Genomic DNA, 18,000 nt, shown 5'->3' on the forward strand with positions numbered 1-18,000 from the left:
GCTGCCCCGCCCCGGGGCGTTGGATAAAACAAGGAGCCGCGACCCTATGACCACCCTTCCCGCCTACCCACTCGTCAGGCCTGGCCCGCTGCACTCGACCCTGTTGGCCGGCACCGTGCCGCTGTTTCTCGGTGCGTTGCTCAGTGACATCGCCTACGGCCAGACCTATCAGATCCAATGGGCCAACTTCGCGTCCTGGCTGATCGCCGGTGCCTTGGTGTTTTGTGGCTTTGCATTGTTGTTCGCGCTGGTCAACCTGGTGCGCGCCGAGCATAAAGGCGGACGCCCCGCCGCGTACTTCCTGCTGTTACTGATCACCTGGGGACTCGGGCTGGTCAACGCCTTCCAACATGCCAAGGACGCCTACGCCATGATGCCTGTTGGCCTGGTACTGTCGGTGATCGTGACGGTTCTGGCGATTGTTGCCACATGGGTCGGCCTGACCAACCTGCGCTCGGGAGCTGCCAAATGAACCCACTCAATACGCTGACCTTGCTGAGCGCAGCGCTGTTGCTGAGCGCGTGTGGCGACGCCGGCGACAAAACCCAGGCACGCGGTCCCGATCCCAAACTGCCCGAGCAACAAAGCAGCCTGCTGCCGAGCATGAAGATTGCCGAGCCGACACCCTGGGGCGAGCAAAAACCCACGGTGCCGCAAGGCTACAGCGTCACGGCCATCGCCACCGACCTGGCCATTCCTCGGCAAACCCTGGTGCTGCCCAATGGCGATATTCTCGTTGCCGAAGGCCGTGGCGGCAGTGCGGCCAAGCTCAAGCCCAAGGATGTAATCGCCAGCGTGATCAAGGCCCAGGGCAACACCAAGGTCAAGGGTGGTAACCGCCTCACGTTGCTGCGCGATGCCGACGGTGACGGCAACTACGAGCTCAAGACCGTGTTTGCCGACAACCTCAACGCGCCCTATGGCCTGGCTTTCGCCGACGGCAAGCTGTACGTGGCCAACCAGGATGCCCTGGTGCGCTTCGACTATACCGACGGCCAGACCAAAGCCAGCGGCGCGCCAACCAAAATCATCGACCTGCCGGCGCAGATCAACCATCACTGGACCAAATCCCTGGCCATCAGCGAAGACGGGCGCCAGCTCTATGTGGGCATTGGCTCCAACAGCAACATCACCGAGCGCGGCATGGAAGTGGAGATCGACCGCGCCATGGTCTGGCAGATCGACGCAGCCAGCGGCGCGCACAAGCCCTACGCCACCGGCCTGCGCAACCCGACCGCACTGACCATTCAGCCGGGCTCGGGGCAATTGTGGACGGTGGTCAACGAACGCGATGAACTCGGCCCCGACCTGGTGCCGGACTACCTCACCTCAGTGCGCGAAGGCGCCTTCTACGGCTGGCCCTACAGCTACTGGGGCCAGAACGTCGACCCCCGCGCGCAACCGCAGAACCCACTGAAAGTGGCGGCCGCGATCAAGCCGGATTACAGCCTGGGCTCGCACGTTGCGGCACTGGGCGTGGATTTTTCGATACCGGCCATGGGTGAACAATTCGCCGACGGCGTGTTTGTCGGCGAACACGGCAGCTGGAACCGCGACAACCCGGTGGGCTACAAGGTGATCTTCGTACCGTTCAGCAACGGCAAGCCGGCTGGCGAACCGATTGATTTCGCCACCGGTTTCCGTGGCGACGACGGCAAGACCCGTGGCCGCCCGGTGGGCGTGACGGTCGACCCCAAAGGTGCGCTGATCATTGCTGACGACTTGGCCAACACCGTTTGGCGGGTGACACGCAATCGGTAACCGCCGTTGAACCTTGTCACTGTGGCGAGGGAGCTTGCTCCCGCTGGGCTGCGAAGCGGCCCCTGCTCTTTGCTTCAAGAGCATGGGACTGCTACGCAGTCCAACGGGAGCAAGCGCCCTCGCCACAGGGGACGGGTTTACAGGTCAGTGATTTCCTTATGCCGCGGCACCAGCGCTTTCATCACGCTCCACGCCACGAGGTAGGCCAGGGCACAGATCGCAAACATGATCATATAGCCGGTGTGAATGTCGTTGATGGACTTGTAGTAGTCGAACACCCAGCCACCGATCTTGGTCATCACCACACCGCCCAGGCCGCCCGCCATACCGCCGATGCCGACCACCGACGCCACGGTTTTTTGCGGGAACATATCCGACACGGTGGTGAAGATATTGCACGACCACGCCTGGTGCGCCGAGGCGCCCACGCCGATCAACAACACCGGCACCCAGAAGCTCAGGTAACCGAACGGTTGCGCCAACAGCACCACCAGAGGGAACAGCGCGATCACCAGCATGGCTTTCATGCGGCCGTCATACGGGGCATCACCGCGCGCCATAAAGTAGCTGGGGAACCAGCCGCCGCCGATACTGCCGACCATGGTCATGCTGTACAGCACGGCCAACGGCATCACGATATCCGCGCCTTTCATGTTGTATTGCGCCGACAGGTACGTGGGCAGCCAGAACAGGAAAAACCACCACACGCCGTCGGTCATGAACTTGCCGAAGGCGAACGCCCAGGTCTGGCGGTAGGTCAGCAGCTTGAACCACGAGACTTTTTTCGGCGTCGCCCCCACAGGCTCAGGCGCGAAAGGCTGTACGGTCTGGTCACTGCGGATGTAGGCGAGTTCTTCGGCGGACAAGCGCTTTTGCTGCTCCGGTTTCTCATAGAGCATCGACCACACCGCCACCCACACAAACCCGAGCATGCCGATCACGATAAACGCGGCTTCCCAGCCCCACATGCCGGCGATCAGCGGCACACAGATCGGCGCGAGGATTGCACCCACGTTGGCGCCGGAGTTGAAGATGCCGGTGGCCAGGGAGCGTTCTTTTTTCGGGAAATATTCCGCAGTAGCCTTGATCGCGATGGGGAAGTTGCCCGCCTCGCCAATCGCCAGCACGGCGCGGGAGAGCATAAAGCCGGCAATCGACACCGGGATCACCGCAAGGCCGATGGCGGCGCTGAGCGAGGCAATCCCCGCGCCCATCGGCACCGAGAACGCATGCATGATCGCGCCGGTGGACCAGATGGCAATCGCCACCACATAGGCCGCCTTGGTGCCGATCTTGTCGACAAAGCGCCCGGCAAACAGCATGGCAATCGCATACACGAACTGGAACACCGCCGCGATGTTGGCGTAGTCGGTGTTGCTCCAGCCAAATTGGGTCGACAACTGCGGCGCCAAGAGGCTCAGCACCTGGCGGTCGAGGTAGTTGACGGTGGTGGCAAAGAACAACATCGCGCAGATGGTCCAGCGATAGTTGCCGACGGCCTGGCCGACGCGGTGGGCGCTTATGGGCTCATTCAAATTCATGGCATCACTTTTTATTTTTGTTAGATAGGACATATGTAACGTCATATGTCGTCGTACAACTTCGACTTTTATAGCCGGGCGCCTTGGCGGTGTCAATCTGAAAGATTGCCGTTTCTTCAGGTATTACTTGGGCGTATAAACAATCAGTTCAAAGCGGTTGTAGGATGACAAACGCGAAACACCCGGCTAGGCGCCTTGCCCGGTACATCGTCGAGCAGGCCGTAGGGCTGCATGCCGAGCTTTTCCAACACACGGATCGAAGCCGCGTGATCGGGTCGCACCAGGCCGAAAACCTCCGGCAGATTCAGTGTCTGGAAGGCCAGTGCCAGCGCATCCCTACCCAGTTCGGTGGCGTAGCCCTGCCCCCACGCCTCCACGGCAAAGCGATACCCCAGGTTGATGCGCCGCTCGGTCAGGTAATTAAGCGGCGCTATGCCGCCAAAACCGATGAGGTGTGCAGGCTGCTCCTTACGGGCGATCGCCCACCAGCCATAACCCTGGGCGGCCCACTGTTCGAGCCAATGGTTGAGCACACGCTGGGCGTGCTCCAGGCTGGCCATCGGCCCTGCAGGGTTGAACATATTTGTCTGCGGGTCACCGAAGATCGCGAACAATCGCTGCACATCGTTGGCTTCGGGCTTGCGGTAGATCAGCCGTGAGAGGGTGTCAGGCATGCGCATAATTCCTTGTTGATGCCATGAAGTTCAACGCATCAGCAAAAAAACGCAAATAGAGGTGAATTATTTCATGTCGGCTTGTATCTGAACTGACAGAGCGGTGCCATCGCAACGATGGCACCTCCCCTGTTCAGTTTTAGAGTGACCCGCATGAAATTACGTAAGAAAAGCGTCAAACCCATCGGTTTGAAAGACATCACCATCGTCGACGATACCAAGGTGCGCAAGGCGATCACCGCCGCCGCACTGGGTAACGCCATGGAGTGGTTCGACTTTGGTGTCTACGGGTTCGTCGCCTATGTGCTCGGCAAGGTGTTCTTCCCCGACGCCTCGCCCAGCGTACAAATGATCGCTGCCTTGGGTACCTTCTCCGTGCCCTTCCTGATTCGCCCGCTGGGCGGCCTGTTCTTCGGTGCCCTGGGTGACAAATACGGGCGGCAGAAAGTATTGGCCGCCACCATCGTGATCATGTCCCTGAGCACCTTCGCCATCGGCCTGATCCCCGGCTACGCCTCGATAGGCATCTGGGCGCCGATCCTGCTGCTGTTGTGCAAAATGGCCCAGGGCTTCTCGGTGGGCGGTGAATACACCGGCGCCTCGATCTTTGTCGCCGAATATGCACCGGACCGTAAACGCGGGTTCCTTGGCAGCTGGCTGGACTTCGGCTCCATCGCCGGTTTTGTGCTCGGTGCCGGCGTCGTGGTACTGATCTCGACGATCCTCGGTGAAGCTGACTTCGAGGCCTGGGGCTGGCGCCTGCCGTTCTTCCTCGCCCTGCCCCTGGGCATCATCGGCCTGTACCTGCGTCACGCGCTGGAAGAAACCCCGGCCTTCCAGCAGCACATGGACAAGCTCGAACAAGGCGACCGCCAGGGCCTGACCCACGGCCCCAAAGTCTCGTTCAAGGAAGTCGCGACCCAGCATTGGCGCAGCCTGCTGACCTGCATCGGTATCGTCGCGGCCACCAACGTGACGTACTACATGCTGCTCACGTATATGCCCAGCTACCTGTCGCACAACCTGCATTACAAAGAAAACAGCGGCGTACTGATCATCATCGCGATCATGGTCGGCATGCTGTTCGTGCAGCCATTTATCGGCTTTGTCAGTGACAAGATCGGCCGCAAGCCCTTCATCATCGCCGGCAGCGTGGGCCTGCTGTTCCTGTCCATTCCGGCGTTCATGCTGATCACCAGCGGCAAGATCGGCCTGATCTTCGCCGGCCTGCTGATCCTGGCGGTGGTCCTCAACTTCTTTATCGGTGTGATGGCCTCGACCCTGCCGGCGATGTTCCCCACGCACCTGCGCTACAGCGCGCTGGCCAGTGCGTTCAACGTCTCGGTATTGATCGCCGGTGTCACCCCCACCGCCGTGGCGTGGCTGGTGGAAAGCACCAACGACCTGTTCATGCCCGCCTACTACCTGATGGTGTTTGCCGTGGTCGGCTTGATCACGGGCCTGACCATGAAGGAAACCGCCAACAAGCCACTGCGCGGCGCCGCGCCTGCGGCCTCGGACATGGCAGAAGCCAAGGAAATACTGCAAGAGCACCACGACAATATCGAGCAGAAGATCGAAGACATCGACACTCAGATTGCCGAACTGGAAGCCAAGCGCCAGAACCTGGTGCAGCAGCACCCACGCATCAACTGACTACTGACCTGGCGTGGCGGCCCCTGCCGCCATGCCTTTGGAGTGCCTAAGCATGGTTCCAAGCGTCACCGCAGCACACTCGCTACTCAGCGCCGACGAACGCGCTGCCATCGCCGAAATAGAAGCCACTACCAGCATCCTGCAACTGGTTACCCGCCTGACCGGCATGCGCTTTGCCGGCATCGCCAAATTCACTGACCTTGAGTGGGTCGTCTGCTCGGTGCACGACACGGCCGACATGGGCATTCATGTCGACGACGTGCTCGACCTCGAAACCACACTGTGCAGTGAGTTCTGCATCAACCCGCAGACCCTGTTCATCCCGCAGATCAGCCACAACGGCCGCTTCGCCGCGCGCCCGGTGGTCAAGCAGTTCGCCATCGAAAGCTACGCCGGTGCGCCGATCTTCCTGCCTGATGGGCGCCTGTTCGGCGCATTGTGCGCGCTGGATTCGCGGGCGATGCTGTTTGAAGACCCCAACCTGCCGGAAACCCTGAGCCTGTTTGCGCGGCTGATCGGCTGTATTTTCTTCGCTAACTTGAACGCGGTTGATCAGTGAGCTTGCCGCGCAAGGCGGCCATATCGCGCTTGGGTGGCACACCGAACAGCCGGCTGTACTCGCGACTGAACTGTGACGGGCTTTCATAACCCACCTTGAACGCCGCACTGGACACGTCTTGATGTTCGTTGAGCATCAAGCGCCGCGCTTCATTCAAGCGCAGCCATTTCTGATACTGCAAAGGGCTCATCGCGGTCAGGTGACGAAAGTGATGATGAAAGGTGGCAGCGCTCATCTGCACCCGCGCCGCCAACTCCTCCACCCGCAACGGTGCGGTGTAGTTGAGCTTCAGCCAATCGATCGCCTTGGCGATCCGATAGCCCTGCCCGTCAACGGCGCAGATCCTGCGCAGGCACCCGGCCTGGTCAGTCTTTAACAGCCGGTAATGGATTTCACGCTGAATCAACGGCGCGAGTACCGGGATCGCCTCGGGTTCGTCCAGCAAAGCGACCAAGCGTGCGAACGCTGCCAGCATGCCTTCGGTGACCGTGCCGATTCCCACCCCTTTCATCACTGCCCGCTCCCGAGTGGGCGGCAACTCACTCTGGGCGATCAGCTCGGCGAGGATGCGCAGGTCCAGTTTGTAGGTCAGGCCCAGGCAGGGCCGGGCCGGGCTGGCAACCAGCACTTCGGAGTTGGCCGGGATATCCAAAGACGTCAGCAGAAACCGCGTCGGGTCATAGGGGTAGCCTTCACCGCCGACCCACAGTTGTTTTTCACCCTGGGCGACCAGCACGACGCACGGCTCGACCATGCACACCACCGGCGCTGCCGGCTGCTCACGCCGATAAAAGCCCAGGCCCGGGACTGGCATGGGGTAATCGCCGGGCGCCGTGACCTGCGCGTTGATCGCCTGGATCAAGGCGTCCAGGGGCAATGGATTAATCGTCATAAAAGGCTCTTTTAACGCGTGACCGAACTGTACCGCGCACACCAAGCAAGTGTCACCGACAACCCACAAGACTCAGAGGATCAGGCAAGTAATCCACTGGAACGCACTACAGAACGCCGGTCCATGCCGGGAAAATGCGCGGACCAACCTTATCCGGGATCACGCCATGAAAAGCCTTTTGCTCGCCCTGAGCGTGCTGCTGACGTCTTTTTCTTCATTGGGAGCCGATATGTCCAACGGTGCTGACAACTTCTACAAAAGCGACAAAGTGACGGTGCAAAACGTCACCTTCAACAACCAGTACGGCATGGCGGTGGCGGGCCATTTGTTCATGCCGAAAAACCTCGCCCCCGGCGCAAAAAACCCAGCCCTTGTGGTTGGGCACCCGATGGGCGCCGTCAAAGAGCAGAGCGCAGACCTCTACGCCACCAAAATGGCCGAACAAGGCTTCGTCACCTTGTCTCTGGACTTGTCATTCTGGGGCGATAGCGCAGGCTCACCACGCAATGCGGTGCTGCCCGACCTCTACGTCGAGGACTTCAGCGCTGCCGTGGATTTCCTCGGTACCCGCCCGCAAGTTGATCGCGAGCGCATCGGTGTGATCGGTATTTGCGGCAGTGGCAGCTTCGCCATTGCCGCCGCGAAGATTGACCCACGCTTTAAGGCAATCGCTACCGTGAGCATGTACGACATGGGTGCGGCCAACCGCAATGGCCTCAAACATAGCGTGACGCTGGCGCAACGTCAGCAGCTGCTGCGCCAGGCCGCCAACCAGCGTTATGTGGAATTCCAGGGCGGCGAGACCGTCTACACCGGCGGCACGCCAGCCACCCTCACCGGCGATGCGGTGGGTGATGAGTTTTACGATTTCTACCGTACGGCGCGCGGCGAATTCACACCCGTCGGCGGCTCGCTGCAAACCACCACGCGGCCGACCCTGACCAGTAACGTGAAGTTCCTGAACTTCTACCCCTTCAACGATATCGAGACGCTATCCCCTCGCCCGCTGTTATTGATCGCCGGCGCCGACGCGCACTCACGTGAATTCAGTGAAGACGCCTACCAACGGGCGGCCGAGCCCAAGGAGCTGGTGATCATCCCGGGCGCAGGCCATGTCGATCTTTACGACCGGGTCGATCTGATCCCTTTCGACAGACTCGCCACCTTCTTCAAAGGCCAGTTGAAATAATGTCCGATAAACCACACATGCATAGCTGGGCTGCGGTGTTTGCGATGTCGCTGGCGGCGTTCGCACTGGTGGCCTCTGAGTTCATGCCGGTAAGCCTGCTGACGCCGTTGGCCGCCGACCTGCAGATTTCCGAAGGCCAGGCCGGCCAAGGCATCTCGGTGTCCGGTCTGTTCGCCTTGCTCACCAGCCTGGTCATCGCTGCCGTCGCTGCGCGGGTTGAGCGCAAGCGTCTGCTGTTGGCGTTGACCGTCCTGATGATCCTGTCTGGAACCGTGGTGGCGCTGGCGCCGAACTACCTGACGTTCATGCTCGGTCGCGCGCTGATCGGCGTGGCCATCGGCGGCTTCTGGTCGCTGTCGGCGGCGACTGCCATGCGCCTGGTGCCCACGGCCCAAGTACCGCGCGCGTTGGCGATCGTGAATGGCGGCAACGCACTGGCGACGGTGATCGCAGCGCCCTTGGGCAGTTTTCTCGGCGCACTGATCGGTTGGCGTGGCGCATTTTTCTGCGTCGTACCGGTGGCGGTAGCGGCTGGCCTATGGCTGCTGTTCAGCTTGCCCGCGATCAAGGTGCAAGGCCAGGCCAAGACTGGCAATGTGCTGCGCTTGTTCAAACAGACGCCTGTGGCCCTGGGCATGCTCGCCATCAGCGGCTTTTTCATGGGCCAGTTCATGCTGTTCACTTACCTGCGTCCGTTTCTGGAAAGCGCCACGCGGGTCAGTACCTCCACACTCTCGTTGCTGCTGTTGGTGCTCGGCCTGGCCGGGCTGGCGGGCACTGTGCTGATAGAGCGCATGCTGAAAAACCGCCTGTATCCTGTGCTGATTGCCATTCCATTGATCATGGCGGTGATCGCCGTGGCTCTGGTGGCCTTCGGCGGCTCGCCGATCACCACAGCCGTGTTACTCGGTTGCTGGGGTTTCGTGGCAACCGCCGCGCCGGTGGGTTGGTGGACCTGGTTGGCGCACGTGTTGCCGGACGATGCCGAGGCCGGCGGTGGATTAATGGTGGCAATCATTCAATTGGCGATTACTGCCGGTGCCACTGTCGGTGGCGTGGCGTTCGACCACAGCGGTTATCAGGCCACCTTTGAACTGAGCGCAGCCACGCTGGGGGTTGCCGCGCTGCTGGCAGGCCTGGCCGCGCGGCACTCAGCGCCGGGGTTGATGGCCAGCCGCCCTACCTGAAAAACTGACTCGGCGTCTTGCCAAACTGTTTCTTGAACATGCTGGTAAAGGCGCTCGGGCTCTCGTAGCCCAGTTCGATGGCAACATCGATAATCTTCTGCCCCACCGCAATCCGCTCCAGCGCCAGCAGCAAGCGTGCCTGCTGGCGCCATTGGCCAAAGGTCAACCCGGTTTCCTTGCGAAACAGACGCTGGATGGTCTTCTGGTCCAGTTCAAGGCGCCCACTCCAATCCTCCACCGTCGACGCATCCCCGGGATCCTGCTGCAGCGCCAGGCAAATCCGGTTGACACGCGGGTCGCCGGGCTGCGGCAACGACAGCGGCAAGGCCGGCAGAATCGCCAGCTCATCGAGGATCAGGTGCATGATCCGCGCATCGCGTGAGTCCTCGGCATACGGCGGTTTCAAACTCACCGACGCCTTGATCAGCTCACTGAGCAACGGTGAAACGCTCACCGCCTTGGTCTCGGTCGGCAGGTTCGGGAACGCATCGGGGCGCACAAACACACTGCGCATTTTCAACGGGCAGACACAGCGCAGCGAGTGGACTTGCCCGCAAGGCATCCAGAAGCCACGATTGGACGGCACCGTCCATTGGTTGTGCGCCGAGTGCACCACCATCACGCCCTCGATGGCGTAGAGTAACTGGTGCTTTTCGTGGCTATGCTCGGGGATCACCCAGTTTTCGGGGTAATCGGTAGCGGAACTGATGACAGCCCAGTCGCCTGCGTCGATTTCCTGCAAAAATTCATTCAGTGGTTTGATCATTTCGCCCTTTTTGCGACAGTTGCCTCCCGAATTTCGTGAGACAGGCATTGGCACCGAATTTAGCATAACCGCCGAAACAATTAGAAATGGGTGCCGGGCTCAAGTACTCGCCACCTCAGTTTGCTGCCCTGTATGGAATGCCTGCATGACGACCGTTACCGCGTCACCCGCCGCTGCAACCACTACACCCCAAGTGAGCCCCTTGGTTATGCGCGTCCTCGGCGCCTGCGCCTTGGCCCACCTGATCAATGACCTGATCCAGGCCGTGCTGCCCTCGATCTACCCGATGCTCAAGGCCAACTACGGGCTGAGTTTCACCCAAGTGGGCCTGATCACCCTGACCTTCCAATTGACCGCCTCGCTGCTGCAACCCTGGATCGGCTACCACACCGACCGCCACCCCAAGCCCTGGCTGTTGCCGGCCGGCATGGTGTGCACCTTGATCGGCATTCTGATGCTGGCGTTTGTCGGCACCTTCCCGGCCATTTTGCTGGCGGCGGCCCTGGTGGGCGTCGGCTCGTCGACCTTCCACCCGGAAACCTCGCGCGTCGCACGCCTGGCCTCCGGTGGGCGTTATGGCCTGGCGCAATCGACCTTCCAGGTCGGCGGCAACACCGGCAGCGCCTTCGGCCCGTTGCTGGCGGCGGCGATCATCATTCCTTACGGCCAGAGCCATATCGCCTGGTTCGGGCTGTTCGCCGTGTTTGCGATTCTGGTGCTCTATGGCCTGAGCCGCTGGTACCGCAACCACCTCAACCTGTTCAAGCTCAAGCAAGGTGGCAAGGCCACTCACGGCCTGTCCAAAGGCCGCGTGACCTTTGCCCTGGTGGTGCTGGCGCTGCTGGTGTTCTCCAAATACTTCTACATGACCAGCCTGACCAGCTACTTCACGTTCTACCTGATCGAGAAGTTCCAGCTGTCGGTGGCCAGTTCGCAGATGTACCTGTTCCTGTTCCTTGGCGCGGTGGCGGTGGGCACCTTCGCCGGTGGCCCGATTGGCGACAAGATCGGGCGCAAGAAAGTCATCTGGTTCTCGATCCTCGGCGCGGCGCCCTTCACCCTGGCCCTGCCCTACGTCGACCTGTTCTGGACCGCCGTACTCAGCGTGGTGATCGGCTTTATCATCGCCTCGGCCTTCTCGGCCATCGTGGTCTTCGCCCAGGAACTGGTGCCGGGCAATGTGGGCATGATCGCCGGTATCTTCTTCGGCCTGATGTTCGGCTTCAGCGGCATTGGTGCTGCGCTGCTGGGCTTGCTCGCTGACAACCACGGCATTGAGTACGTGTATAAGATCTGCTCGTTCCTGCCGCTGGCGGGCATCCTCACGATATTGCTGCCTTCGACCAAAGGCGTCTGACCCGCCGATTATCGGCTGGCCGTGTGCTATTAGCCGGAATGCTCTGAAAAACCTGCGTGTGCGCTTACAATCCCGATTTTCAAGCGCACACCCAGGCAGCCCGGCACGACATGACGCTCGACCCTCCTACGATTCTGATTCTGACCATCGCGCTGGCCGCCGCTGCCGCGTTGTATCTGGCCATTGAATGGCGCAGCGTACGCGAGGCTTCCCTGCTGTTCTGGGCCGCAGGTTTTGCGACCATCAGCGTCGGCTCCACCCTGGCGTTGCTGCGCGGCAGTGGCCTGTTAATGATCGGCATCTGGTTCGCCAACGGCTTGCTGGTGACTGCGCACTTTCTGTTCCTGCTCGGCGTGGCGCGTTTTACCCAGGCGCGCCTTTCACCGCTATGGCTGTTGATGCTGCTGGTGTGGCTGGGAATGCTGATGCTTCCAGCCGAGCTCCCATGGTCCAAAGCCATGCTGGCGGTGCAGTCGCTGCTGGTGGCAGCGCCGACTCTGCGCGCCAGCTTTTTGCTGCGCCCGCACGGCAAATCACTCAGCATCGGCGCGGTGCAGTTGCGCTATGTGCTGCTGATCCATGGCGCGTTTTATGTAGCCAAAGCGTTGTCAGTGATGATCCCCGGCACACTGATTGACCTGGCAGCCTTCAAGGGCGAAATCATCCAGGTGTCCCTGGTGGAAGGTGCGATGGCGATCATGTTGATCGCGCTGTCGATGACCGGCTCCGAACGCTACCGCCGCGAGCAGCACATCGCGCGGCTGGCGGCCCGCGACCCACTCACTGCGCTCTTCAACCGCCGCGCCCTTGACCTGCAAGCGCCCCGCCTGTTGGCGCAAGTCTCGTCGGCCCAGCCAGGCGCCGTGCTGTTGATCGATATCGACAACTTCAAAGGGGTCAACGACCTCTACGGCCATACCGCCGGCGACCGTTTGCTCATCGCCCTCAGCGAGATGATCCGCAGCGTCGTACCCCAGAGTGCGTTAGCTGCGCGCCTGGGTGGGGACGAGTTTTTGATTCTACTGAACAACACCTCGACCCAGCAGATTGTCGAGCTGGGCAGCCGCTTGCGTGAACAGTTCCAGCAAGTCGCCGCTGAAACCTTTACCACGCCGGCGCCGGTGACCTTGAGCATCGGCGCCAACCTGTTCGACCAACCACCGGCAAGCCTGGCCGCGCTGATCGAACAAGGCGACACCACGCTCTACGAAACCAAGCGTGGCGGGCGCGACAGCATTCGTCTGGTGGACCAGACCGGCACGTTCGGCTAAAGGTCGTAATGCACCGCTACGCTGCGCCCGGTCTTCACCGACTCCAATGCACTATCGGCCAGGTGCAAGGCATACAGGCCATCACGCACGCTGGTCGGTAGCTCTCGGCCAGCGTTCAGCGCGTCAATAAACTGTGTTAGCTCATTGCGATAAGCATCCGCGTAACGCTCGAGGAAAAAGTGCTGCAACGGCTCCAGCGCTTCGGTGTGGTCGGCACTCCAATGGCGCAACGTGCTGGGGCGGTGGTTGTCGGTGAGCAGCACGCCCGTGGCGCCGGACACTTCCACGCGCTGGTCATAGCCGTACACCGCCTGGCGACAGCAGTTGATGTGGCATTGCTTGCCGGAGGCCGTGCGCAGCAGCACCATCACACTGTCGTAGTCGTCGATGTCGGCCAGGCTCGGGTCCACCAAGCGGCTGGCGAAGGCACTGACTTGCACCGGCTCCTCGCCGAGCAGGTGGCGGGCGGTGTCGAAGTCATGGATGGTCATGTCGCGCAGGATGCCACCGGAGTGTTCCAGGTAGTCACGCGGCGCCAGGCCGGGGTCGCGACTGGTGATGATCACCTGGCGCACCGCGCCGATCTGGCCGGCGTCCAGCGCCTGGCGCAGACGCAGCATGTCGGGGTCAAAACGTCGGTTGAAACCGAGCATCACCTTGCCGCCCAGGCGTTCGACGGCCTGGGCGGCGCTGCGAGCCTTGGCGATATCCAGGTCGATGGGCTTTTCGCACAGTACCGCCTTGCCTGCGGCCACCGCTGCCAGCAGCAAGTCGATATGGGTGTCGGTGGGCGTGCCGATCACCACGGCATCAATGTCTTGGCGGGCAAGCACGGCGGCGCAGTCATAGGCCGCTTCGCAGCCCAATTGTGTGCTGAGCGCATCGACACCTTCGCGCCAGGGGTCGGCCACCAGCACCAGCGTGGCGTTGGGGTGAGCGGCGACGTTGGCGGCGTGGATCCTGGCGATGCGCCCGGCACCTAAAACGGCAATACGTAGCATGGTCGAACTCCTGGCGTTGTTATTGAGGGAGCTTCAGTCCGGCAGGTTGAACGGTGTCACGATCTGCACCTGTGACGGCGCAATCGGCCCGGTTTTCCATAGCCGGTGGTGTTGCAGGATGTGCAAAAACACGCTGCGGGCATCGATCTGCAGGTTGTGGTCGATGATCGCGGCGACTTTTTCTTCCAGCAGCAGCTGGCGATTTTCTTCGTCCAGGTCATGGCCGATAAACACTTCCAGCGGGCGCTCGAGCGCGGTGAAGGCATCGACAATCGCGCGGTTACCGCCGCCGACGCTGTACACCGCCTTGAGTTCGGGGTGTTGCTTGAGGGCCTGGGTGACGCGCTCAAACGTGCGGTCGTACACGCCATAGCCGCCGCTGATATCCAGCACCCGCAGGTGCGGGGCACGCCCACGCAGCCAGGCGCGAAAGCCCATCTCGCGCTCTTCTTCGCCACGGAACAGTTCGCTGCCGATCACCACCGCTACGTCCTGGGGTTGCGCCGGCAGCCAGCGCGACATCAGGTAGGCCGCGGTTTGGCCGGCGGTGCGGTTGTCCATGCCTACATAACCGATGCGCTCGCTTTGCGGCAGGTCGGTGACCAGGGTTACCACGGGAATGCCGGCCGCGATCAGCTGCTTGACGGCCTGATTCACCGCCGGCTCATCCGCCGCTTTAAGCACCACGCCCTGGCTGCCGGTGTCGAGGCAGCGCAGTAATTGGTCATGCATGGCCTGGGGTTCGATTTCTTCAAACAGGTGAAAACGCGGCGCGATGCGAAACGGCGCCAAGCTGCCCAATTGCGCGGTGATCGCCGCCTGCACCGCCGCGCTGAAGCGCTGGGGTGTGTGCATGATCACATCGACGTGAAACGTGCGCCCCACCGCCAGACCGTTTTTTTCCTGGGCCTCCAACTCATCCAGCGCCTGCTCGATGCGCCGGGTGGTCTGCGCATGCACGCTGCCGCGCTGGTGCAACACGCGGTCGACCGTGGCTTTGCTCACGCCGGCCTGGGTCGCGAGCTGCTTGATGGAGAAGTGTTTTGCGCGTTCGAGCATGCGGTTCGCCTGAGGTGTTTTTGAGGTCTTTTTTGGGCGTTACTGAGGTTTTGCAATGCTAGTCTCAGTTTTGCCCGGCGTCGAGCCGGGTCGATAAAACAACAACAATTTCAGGAGAACCGCATGCCTCACACCGATCTCGCCAGCGCATTCAACGGCCAATATTTTGTTGTCACCGGCAGCACTCAGGGGCTGGGCGCTGCCGTGGCACATACCCTGGCGCAGCGTGGCGCTGCCGGGCTGATCGTCTGCGGGCGCCGCCGCGCCGAGGGCGAAGAGCAGGTCCGGCAACTGGCACAGCTCGATTGCCAGGCATTTTTTGTCGAGGCCGACCTGGAAAACGTCGAGGATTGCCGTGCGATCATCGACGCAGCACGCACCCACTTCGGCACCTTGCACGGGCTGGTGAACTGCGCCGGCATGTCGGATCGCGGCACTATTCTCGACACCTCGCCCGAGCTGTTTGACCGGCTGTTTGCGGTGAACGTGCGGGCGCCGTTTTTTCTGATGCAGGAAGCACTCAAGCTGATGATCAGCACCGGCGTGGAAGGCGCGGTGGTGAATATCCAGAGCATCACCGGGCATGGCGGGCAATCGTTTTTGAGCGCCTATGCGGCGTCCAAGGGCGCGCTGGCGATTTTGACCAAGAACGTGGCGTTCAGCGCATTGCGTAATCGCATCCGCGTGAATGGCCTGAATATCGGCTGGATGGACACGCCTCACGAGGATCAGATCCAGCGCCAATACCACGGCGCGCAGGACGGCTGGCTGGCCGAGGCCGAGCGCGCGCAGCCGTTCGGGCGGCTGCTCAAGCCCGAAGAAGTGGCGCAAAGCGTGGCGTTTTTGCTCTCGCGTGAAGCCGGGATGATGACCGGCTCGGTGATCGACCTGGAGCAAGGCGTGGTCGGCTGCACCGACAGCGGCAGCCCGCAACCGCACCAGGCACTGAGCCTGCCGGGAGGTGTGTGATGTCGGCGTTCGTGACCGGCGCGGCGGTGCGCCTGGCGGATTTCAGCCGTATTTGCGCCCAACGGACCAACGCCGAGGACTACCCGCTGTGTGCCGAGGTGGTGAGCAATGTGCCGATCTATCAGGCCGGCACTTTACGCAACAGCGAGCGCTTGCGCGTCATGGATGAGCTGCATCACCTGTTCCGCGACGGGCCTGGGGTGATGGTGGTGCGCCAGGCCTATGAAGACCTGGCGGTGGTCGATCGCCATAGCCAGGTATTCGAGGCGATCTTTGCCCATGAGGCTGCGCAAGGCGTGGCCGCCGACCATTTTGCCCAGGCCGGCAGCAACGGGCGCATCTGGAATTCGCTGCAGAAAGCCGCGCTGCAGTCGCCGGAATCGTTTGCCGAGTACTACGCCAACCCGCTGCTCGGTTTGATCGCCGAAGCGTGGCTGGGGCCGAGCTTTCAGATGACCGCGCAAGTGAACGTGGTCCACCCTGGCGGGCAGGCGCAACAGCCGCACCGTGACTATCACCTGGGCTTTCAGACCACTGAGGTGGTTGAACGCTTTCCGCTGCCGCTGCATCTGTTGTCGCAATACCTGACGCTGCAAGGCGCGGTGGCCCATTCGGATATGCCGCTGGAAAGCGGGCCGACCCAACTGCTGCCCTTCTCCCAGCAATACCCGCTGGGTTACCTGGCCTGGCGCTGCGCAGAGTTTATCGACTACTTCCAGCAGCACGCCGTGCAATTGCCGCTGAACAAGGGCGACCTGCTGTTCTTCAACCCGGCGCTGTTCCACGCGGCGGGTACCAACCGCACGACCCACCACCGGCGTATGGCCAACCTGCTGCAAATCTCGTCGGCGTTCGGCAAGCCCATGGAAGCCCTCGACCGCGACCGCATGATGCTCGCGGTGTACCCGGTGTTGCTGGCCAACCCTGCGTTGAATGCCGAAGCGGTGATCGCCTGTACGGCCGACGGTTATGCCTTCCCCACCAACCTCGACACCGACCCGCCCTTGCACGGGCTCGCCCCGCAAACCGGGCAGCAATTAATGCAACAAGCCCTTGACGAACGCTGGCCCTATTCAGACTTCGCCGCTGCCGTGGCGCAACTGCGGGCCAAGCGCCAGGCGTGAATCCCACTGCTTTTACAACAACAAAAAGAACGGAGCATAACCATGAAGAAGCAACTCCTCGCAGCACTGCTGACCCTCGCTGTTACGCCCTGGGCCTGGGCGGATATACGTATCGGCGTGAGCATCGCCCAGGTCGACGATGTGTTCCTCGCACAGATGCGTGACTACATGGCGGCCCACGCCAAGGAGCTACCCGGCGTGACCCTGCAATTTGAAGACGCCCAGGGCGATGTGGTGCGCCAACTCAATCAGGTGCAGAACTTTACCGCCCAGGGCATGGACGCGATTATCGTCAACGCGGTGGACACGGCGGCCACGCAGAAAATGACCGTCAATGCCCAGCAGGCCAAGATCCCGCTGGTGTACGTCAACCGCCGCCCGGAGTTCCAGGACGTGCCGCCGGGCGTGGGTTATGTTGGCTCGGATGAGATCAAGGCCGGGGAAATCCAGATGCGCTACCTGGCAGAGAAAATGGGCGGCAAGGGCAACCTAGCGATCATGCTCGGGCTGTTGTCCAACAACGCCACGCACAACCGCACGCTGGGGGTGAAGACGGTGCTCAAGGATTACCCGGACATCAAGATTGTCGAGGAGCAAAGCGCCGAATGGCAGCGCGGCAAGGCGATTGACCTGATGAGCAACTGGATTGTGTCCGGACGCAAAATCGATGCCGTGGCGGCGAATGCCGATGAAATGGCGATTGGCGCCGCCATGGCGATCAGCCAGGCGGGCATGCAACCGGGCAAGGATATCCTGGTGGCCGGCAGCGATGGCGGCGCAGCGGGGCTGGACGCGGTGAAGAAGGGCCAGTTGCTGGTGACGGTGTATCAGGACAACAAAGGCCAGGCCGTCGGCTCGATTGATCTGGCGGTGAAGATGGTCAAGAAGGAACCCTATGTGGCTGAGCTGACCATTCCTTATCAGCAGATCACCAAAGACAATTACCAGGCGTTTCTGAACCCTTAATCCCTTGCCTATGGCCAGGTTTTCTTGT

17 protein-coding genes are annotated in these 18,000 nt (G+C 61.6%); 11 read left to right on the top strand and 6 right to left on the bottom strand.

Annotation, left to right across the window (positions count from 1 at the left end):
- Window positions 1-46: 46 nt before the first annotated feature.
- Together GIW28_RS14340 and GIW28_RS14345 are read left to right on the top strand one after the other, a co-directional pair.
- Complete coding sequence (locus GIW28_RS14340) at window positions 47-472, top strand: DUF2231 domain-containing protein (RefSeq protein ID WP_138451243.1); 426 nt, start codon at window positions 47-49, stop codon at window positions 470-472.
- Complete coding sequence (locus tag GIW28_RS14345) at window positions 469-1,761, top strand: PQQ-dependent sugar dehydrogenase (protein ID WP_236447655.1); 1,293 nt, start codon at window positions 469-471, stop codon at window positions 1,759-1,761. Before GIW28_RS14340 ends, GIW28_RS14345 begins: the two co-directional genes overlap by 4 nt.
- Window positions 1,762-1,898: 137 nt before the next feature.
- On the opposite strand, the gene GIW28_RS14350 is transcribed toward GIW28_RS14345, so the two are convergent.
- Both GIW28_RS14350 and GIW28_RS14355 read right to left on the bottom strand, forming a co-directional pair.
- Window positions 1,899-3,302 carry an MFS transporter gene (locus GIW28_RS14350; protein ID WP_236448005.1) on the bottom strand — a complete coding sequence of 468 codons (1,404 nt, stop codon included), beginning with the start codon at window positions 3,300-3,302 and terminating at the stop codon, window positions 1,899-1,901.
- 143 nt (window positions 3,303-3,445) lie between these two features.
- Window positions 3,446-3,976 carry a GNAT family N-acetyltransferase gene (locus tag GIW28_RS14355; RefSeq protein ID WP_236448004.1) on the bottom strand — a complete coding sequence of 177 codons (531 nt, stop codon included), beginning with the start codon at window positions 3,974-3,976 and terminating at the stop codon, window positions 3,446-3,448.
- A 153-nt stretch (window positions 3,977-4,129) separates the two neighbouring features.
- On the opposite strand from GIW28_RS14355, the gene proP reads away from it, so the two are divergent.
- Window positions 4,130-5,632, top strand: coding sequence for a glycine betaine/L-proline transporter ProP (proP, locus tag GIW28_RS14360; RefSeq protein WP_017138953.1), 1,503 nt, complete (start codon window positions 4,130-4,132; stop codon window positions 5,630-5,632).
- Between the two features lie 52 nt (window positions 5,633-5,684).
- Window positions 5,685-6,191 carry a GAF domain-containing protein gene (locus GIW28_RS14365; RefSeq protein WP_177033224.1) on the top strand — a complete coding sequence of 169 codons (507 nt, stop codon included), beginning with the start codon at window positions 5,685-5,687 and terminating at the stop codon, window positions 6,189-6,191.
- Here the strand turns inward: GIW28_RS14365 and GIW28_RS14370 are convergent.
- Window positions 6,166-7,083 (bottom strand): AraC family transcriptional regulator, encoded by a 918-nt coding sequence (locus tag GIW28_RS14370; protein ID WP_177033226.1) that lies wholly within the window; start codon window positions 7,081-7,083, stop codon window positions 6,166-6,168. The genes GIW28_RS14365 and GIW28_RS14370 overlap by 26 nt on opposite strands.
- A 166-nt stretch (window positions 7,084-7,249) precedes the next feature.
- On the opposite strand from GIW28_RS14370, the gene GIW28_RS14375 reads away from it, so the two are divergent.
- Together GIW28_RS14375 and GIW28_RS14380 are read left to right on the top strand one after the other, a co-directional pair.
- Complete coding sequence (locus tag GIW28_RS14375; protein WP_236448003.1) at window positions 7,250-8,272, top strand: alpha/beta hydrolase; 1,023 nt, start codon at window positions 7,250-7,252, stop codon at window positions 8,270-8,272.
- Window positions 8,272-9,459: an MFS transporter gene (locus GIW28_RS14380; protein ID WP_236459027.1), complete on the top strand. Its 1,188-nt coding sequence runs from the start codon at window positions 8,272-8,274 to the stop codon at window positions 9,457-9,459. The genes GIW28_RS14375 and GIW28_RS14380 overlap by 1 nt, the downstream gene beginning before the upstream one ends.
- Here GIW28_RS14380 and GIW28_RS14385 read toward each other — a convergent pair.
- Window positions 9,452-10,273: an AraC family transcriptional regulator gene (locus GIW28_RS14385; RefSeq protein ID WP_236447395.1), complete on the bottom strand. Its 822-nt coding sequence runs from the start codon at window positions 10,271-10,273 to the stop codon at window positions 9,452-9,454. The two genes, GIW28_RS14380 and GIW28_RS14385, sit on opposite strands and share 8 nt — an antisense overlap.
- 97 nt (window positions 10,274-10,370) lie before the next feature.
- On the opposite strand from GIW28_RS14385, the gene GIW28_RS14390 reads away from it, so the two are divergent.
- A complete protein-coding gene (locus GIW28_RS14390) occupies window positions 10,371-11,582 on the top strand; it encodes an MFS transporter (RefSeq protein ID WP_017138958.1) in 1,212 nt (403 codons plus the stop codon).
- A 110-nt stretch (window positions 11,583-11,692) separates the two neighbouring features.
- Window positions 11,693-12,853, top strand: coding sequence for a GGDEF domain-containing protein (locus GIW28_RS14395; protein ID WP_017138959.1), 1,161 nt, complete (start codon window positions 11,693-11,695; stop codon window positions 12,851-12,853).
- Here the strand turns inward: GIW28_RS14395 and iolG are convergent.
- Together iolG and GIW28_RS14405 are read right to left on the bottom strand one after the other, a co-directional pair.
- The gene (gene iolG / locus GIW28_RS14400; protein ID WP_099549640.1) at window positions 12,850-13,854 is read right to left on the bottom strand and encodes an inositol 2-dehydrogenase; all 1,005 of its coding nucleotides are present in this window, start codon (window positions 13,852-13,854) and stop codon (window positions 12,850-12,852) included. The two genes, GIW28_RS14395 and iolG, sit on opposite strands and share 4 nt — an antisense overlap.
- Window positions 13,855-13,887: 33 nt before the next feature.
- The gene (locus GIW28_RS14405) at window positions 13,888-14,913 is read right to left on the bottom strand and encodes a LacI family DNA-binding transcriptional regulator (protein WP_099549639.1); all 1,026 of its coding nucleotides are present in this window, start codon (window positions 14,911-14,913) and stop codon (window positions 13,888-13,890) included.
- Window positions 14,914-15,036: 123 nt separating this feature from the next.
- Between GIW28_RS14405 and GIW28_RS14410 the strand changes: the two genes are divergently transcribed.
- From GIW28_RS14410 to GIW28_RS14420, 3 genes are read left to right on the top strand one after another with little or no spacing between them, the layout of a single operon-like run.
- Window positions 15,037-15,882 carry an SDR family oxidoreductase gene (locus GIW28_RS14410; RefSeq protein ID WP_017138961.1) on the top strand — a complete coding sequence of 282 codons (846 nt, stop codon included), beginning with the start codon at window positions 15,037-15,039 and terminating at the stop codon, window positions 15,880-15,882.
- Window positions 15,882-17,006: a phytanoyl-CoA dioxygenase family protein gene (locus GIW28_RS14415; protein ID WP_099549638.1), complete on the top strand. Its 1,125-nt coding sequence runs from the start codon at window positions 15,882-15,884 to the stop codon at window positions 17,004-17,006. The genes GIW28_RS14410 and GIW28_RS14415 overlap by 1 nt, the downstream gene beginning before the upstream one ends.
- 42 nt (window positions 17,007-17,048) lie before the next feature.
- Window positions 17,049-17,972: a sugar ABC transporter substrate-binding protein gene (locus tag GIW28_RS14420; protein WP_017138963.1), complete on the top strand. Its 924-nt coding sequence runs from the start codon at window positions 17,049-17,051 to the stop codon at window positions 17,970-17,972.
- The last annotated feature ends 28 nt before the right edge of the window (window positions 17,973-18,000 follow it).

The sequence above is a fragment of the Pseudomonas sp. PA-5-4B genome (assembly GCF_021606215.1).
Taxonomy (GTDB): Bacteria; Pseudomonadota; Gammaproteobacteria; order Pseudomonadales; family Pseudomonadaceae; genus Aquipseudomonas; species Aquipseudomonas edaphica.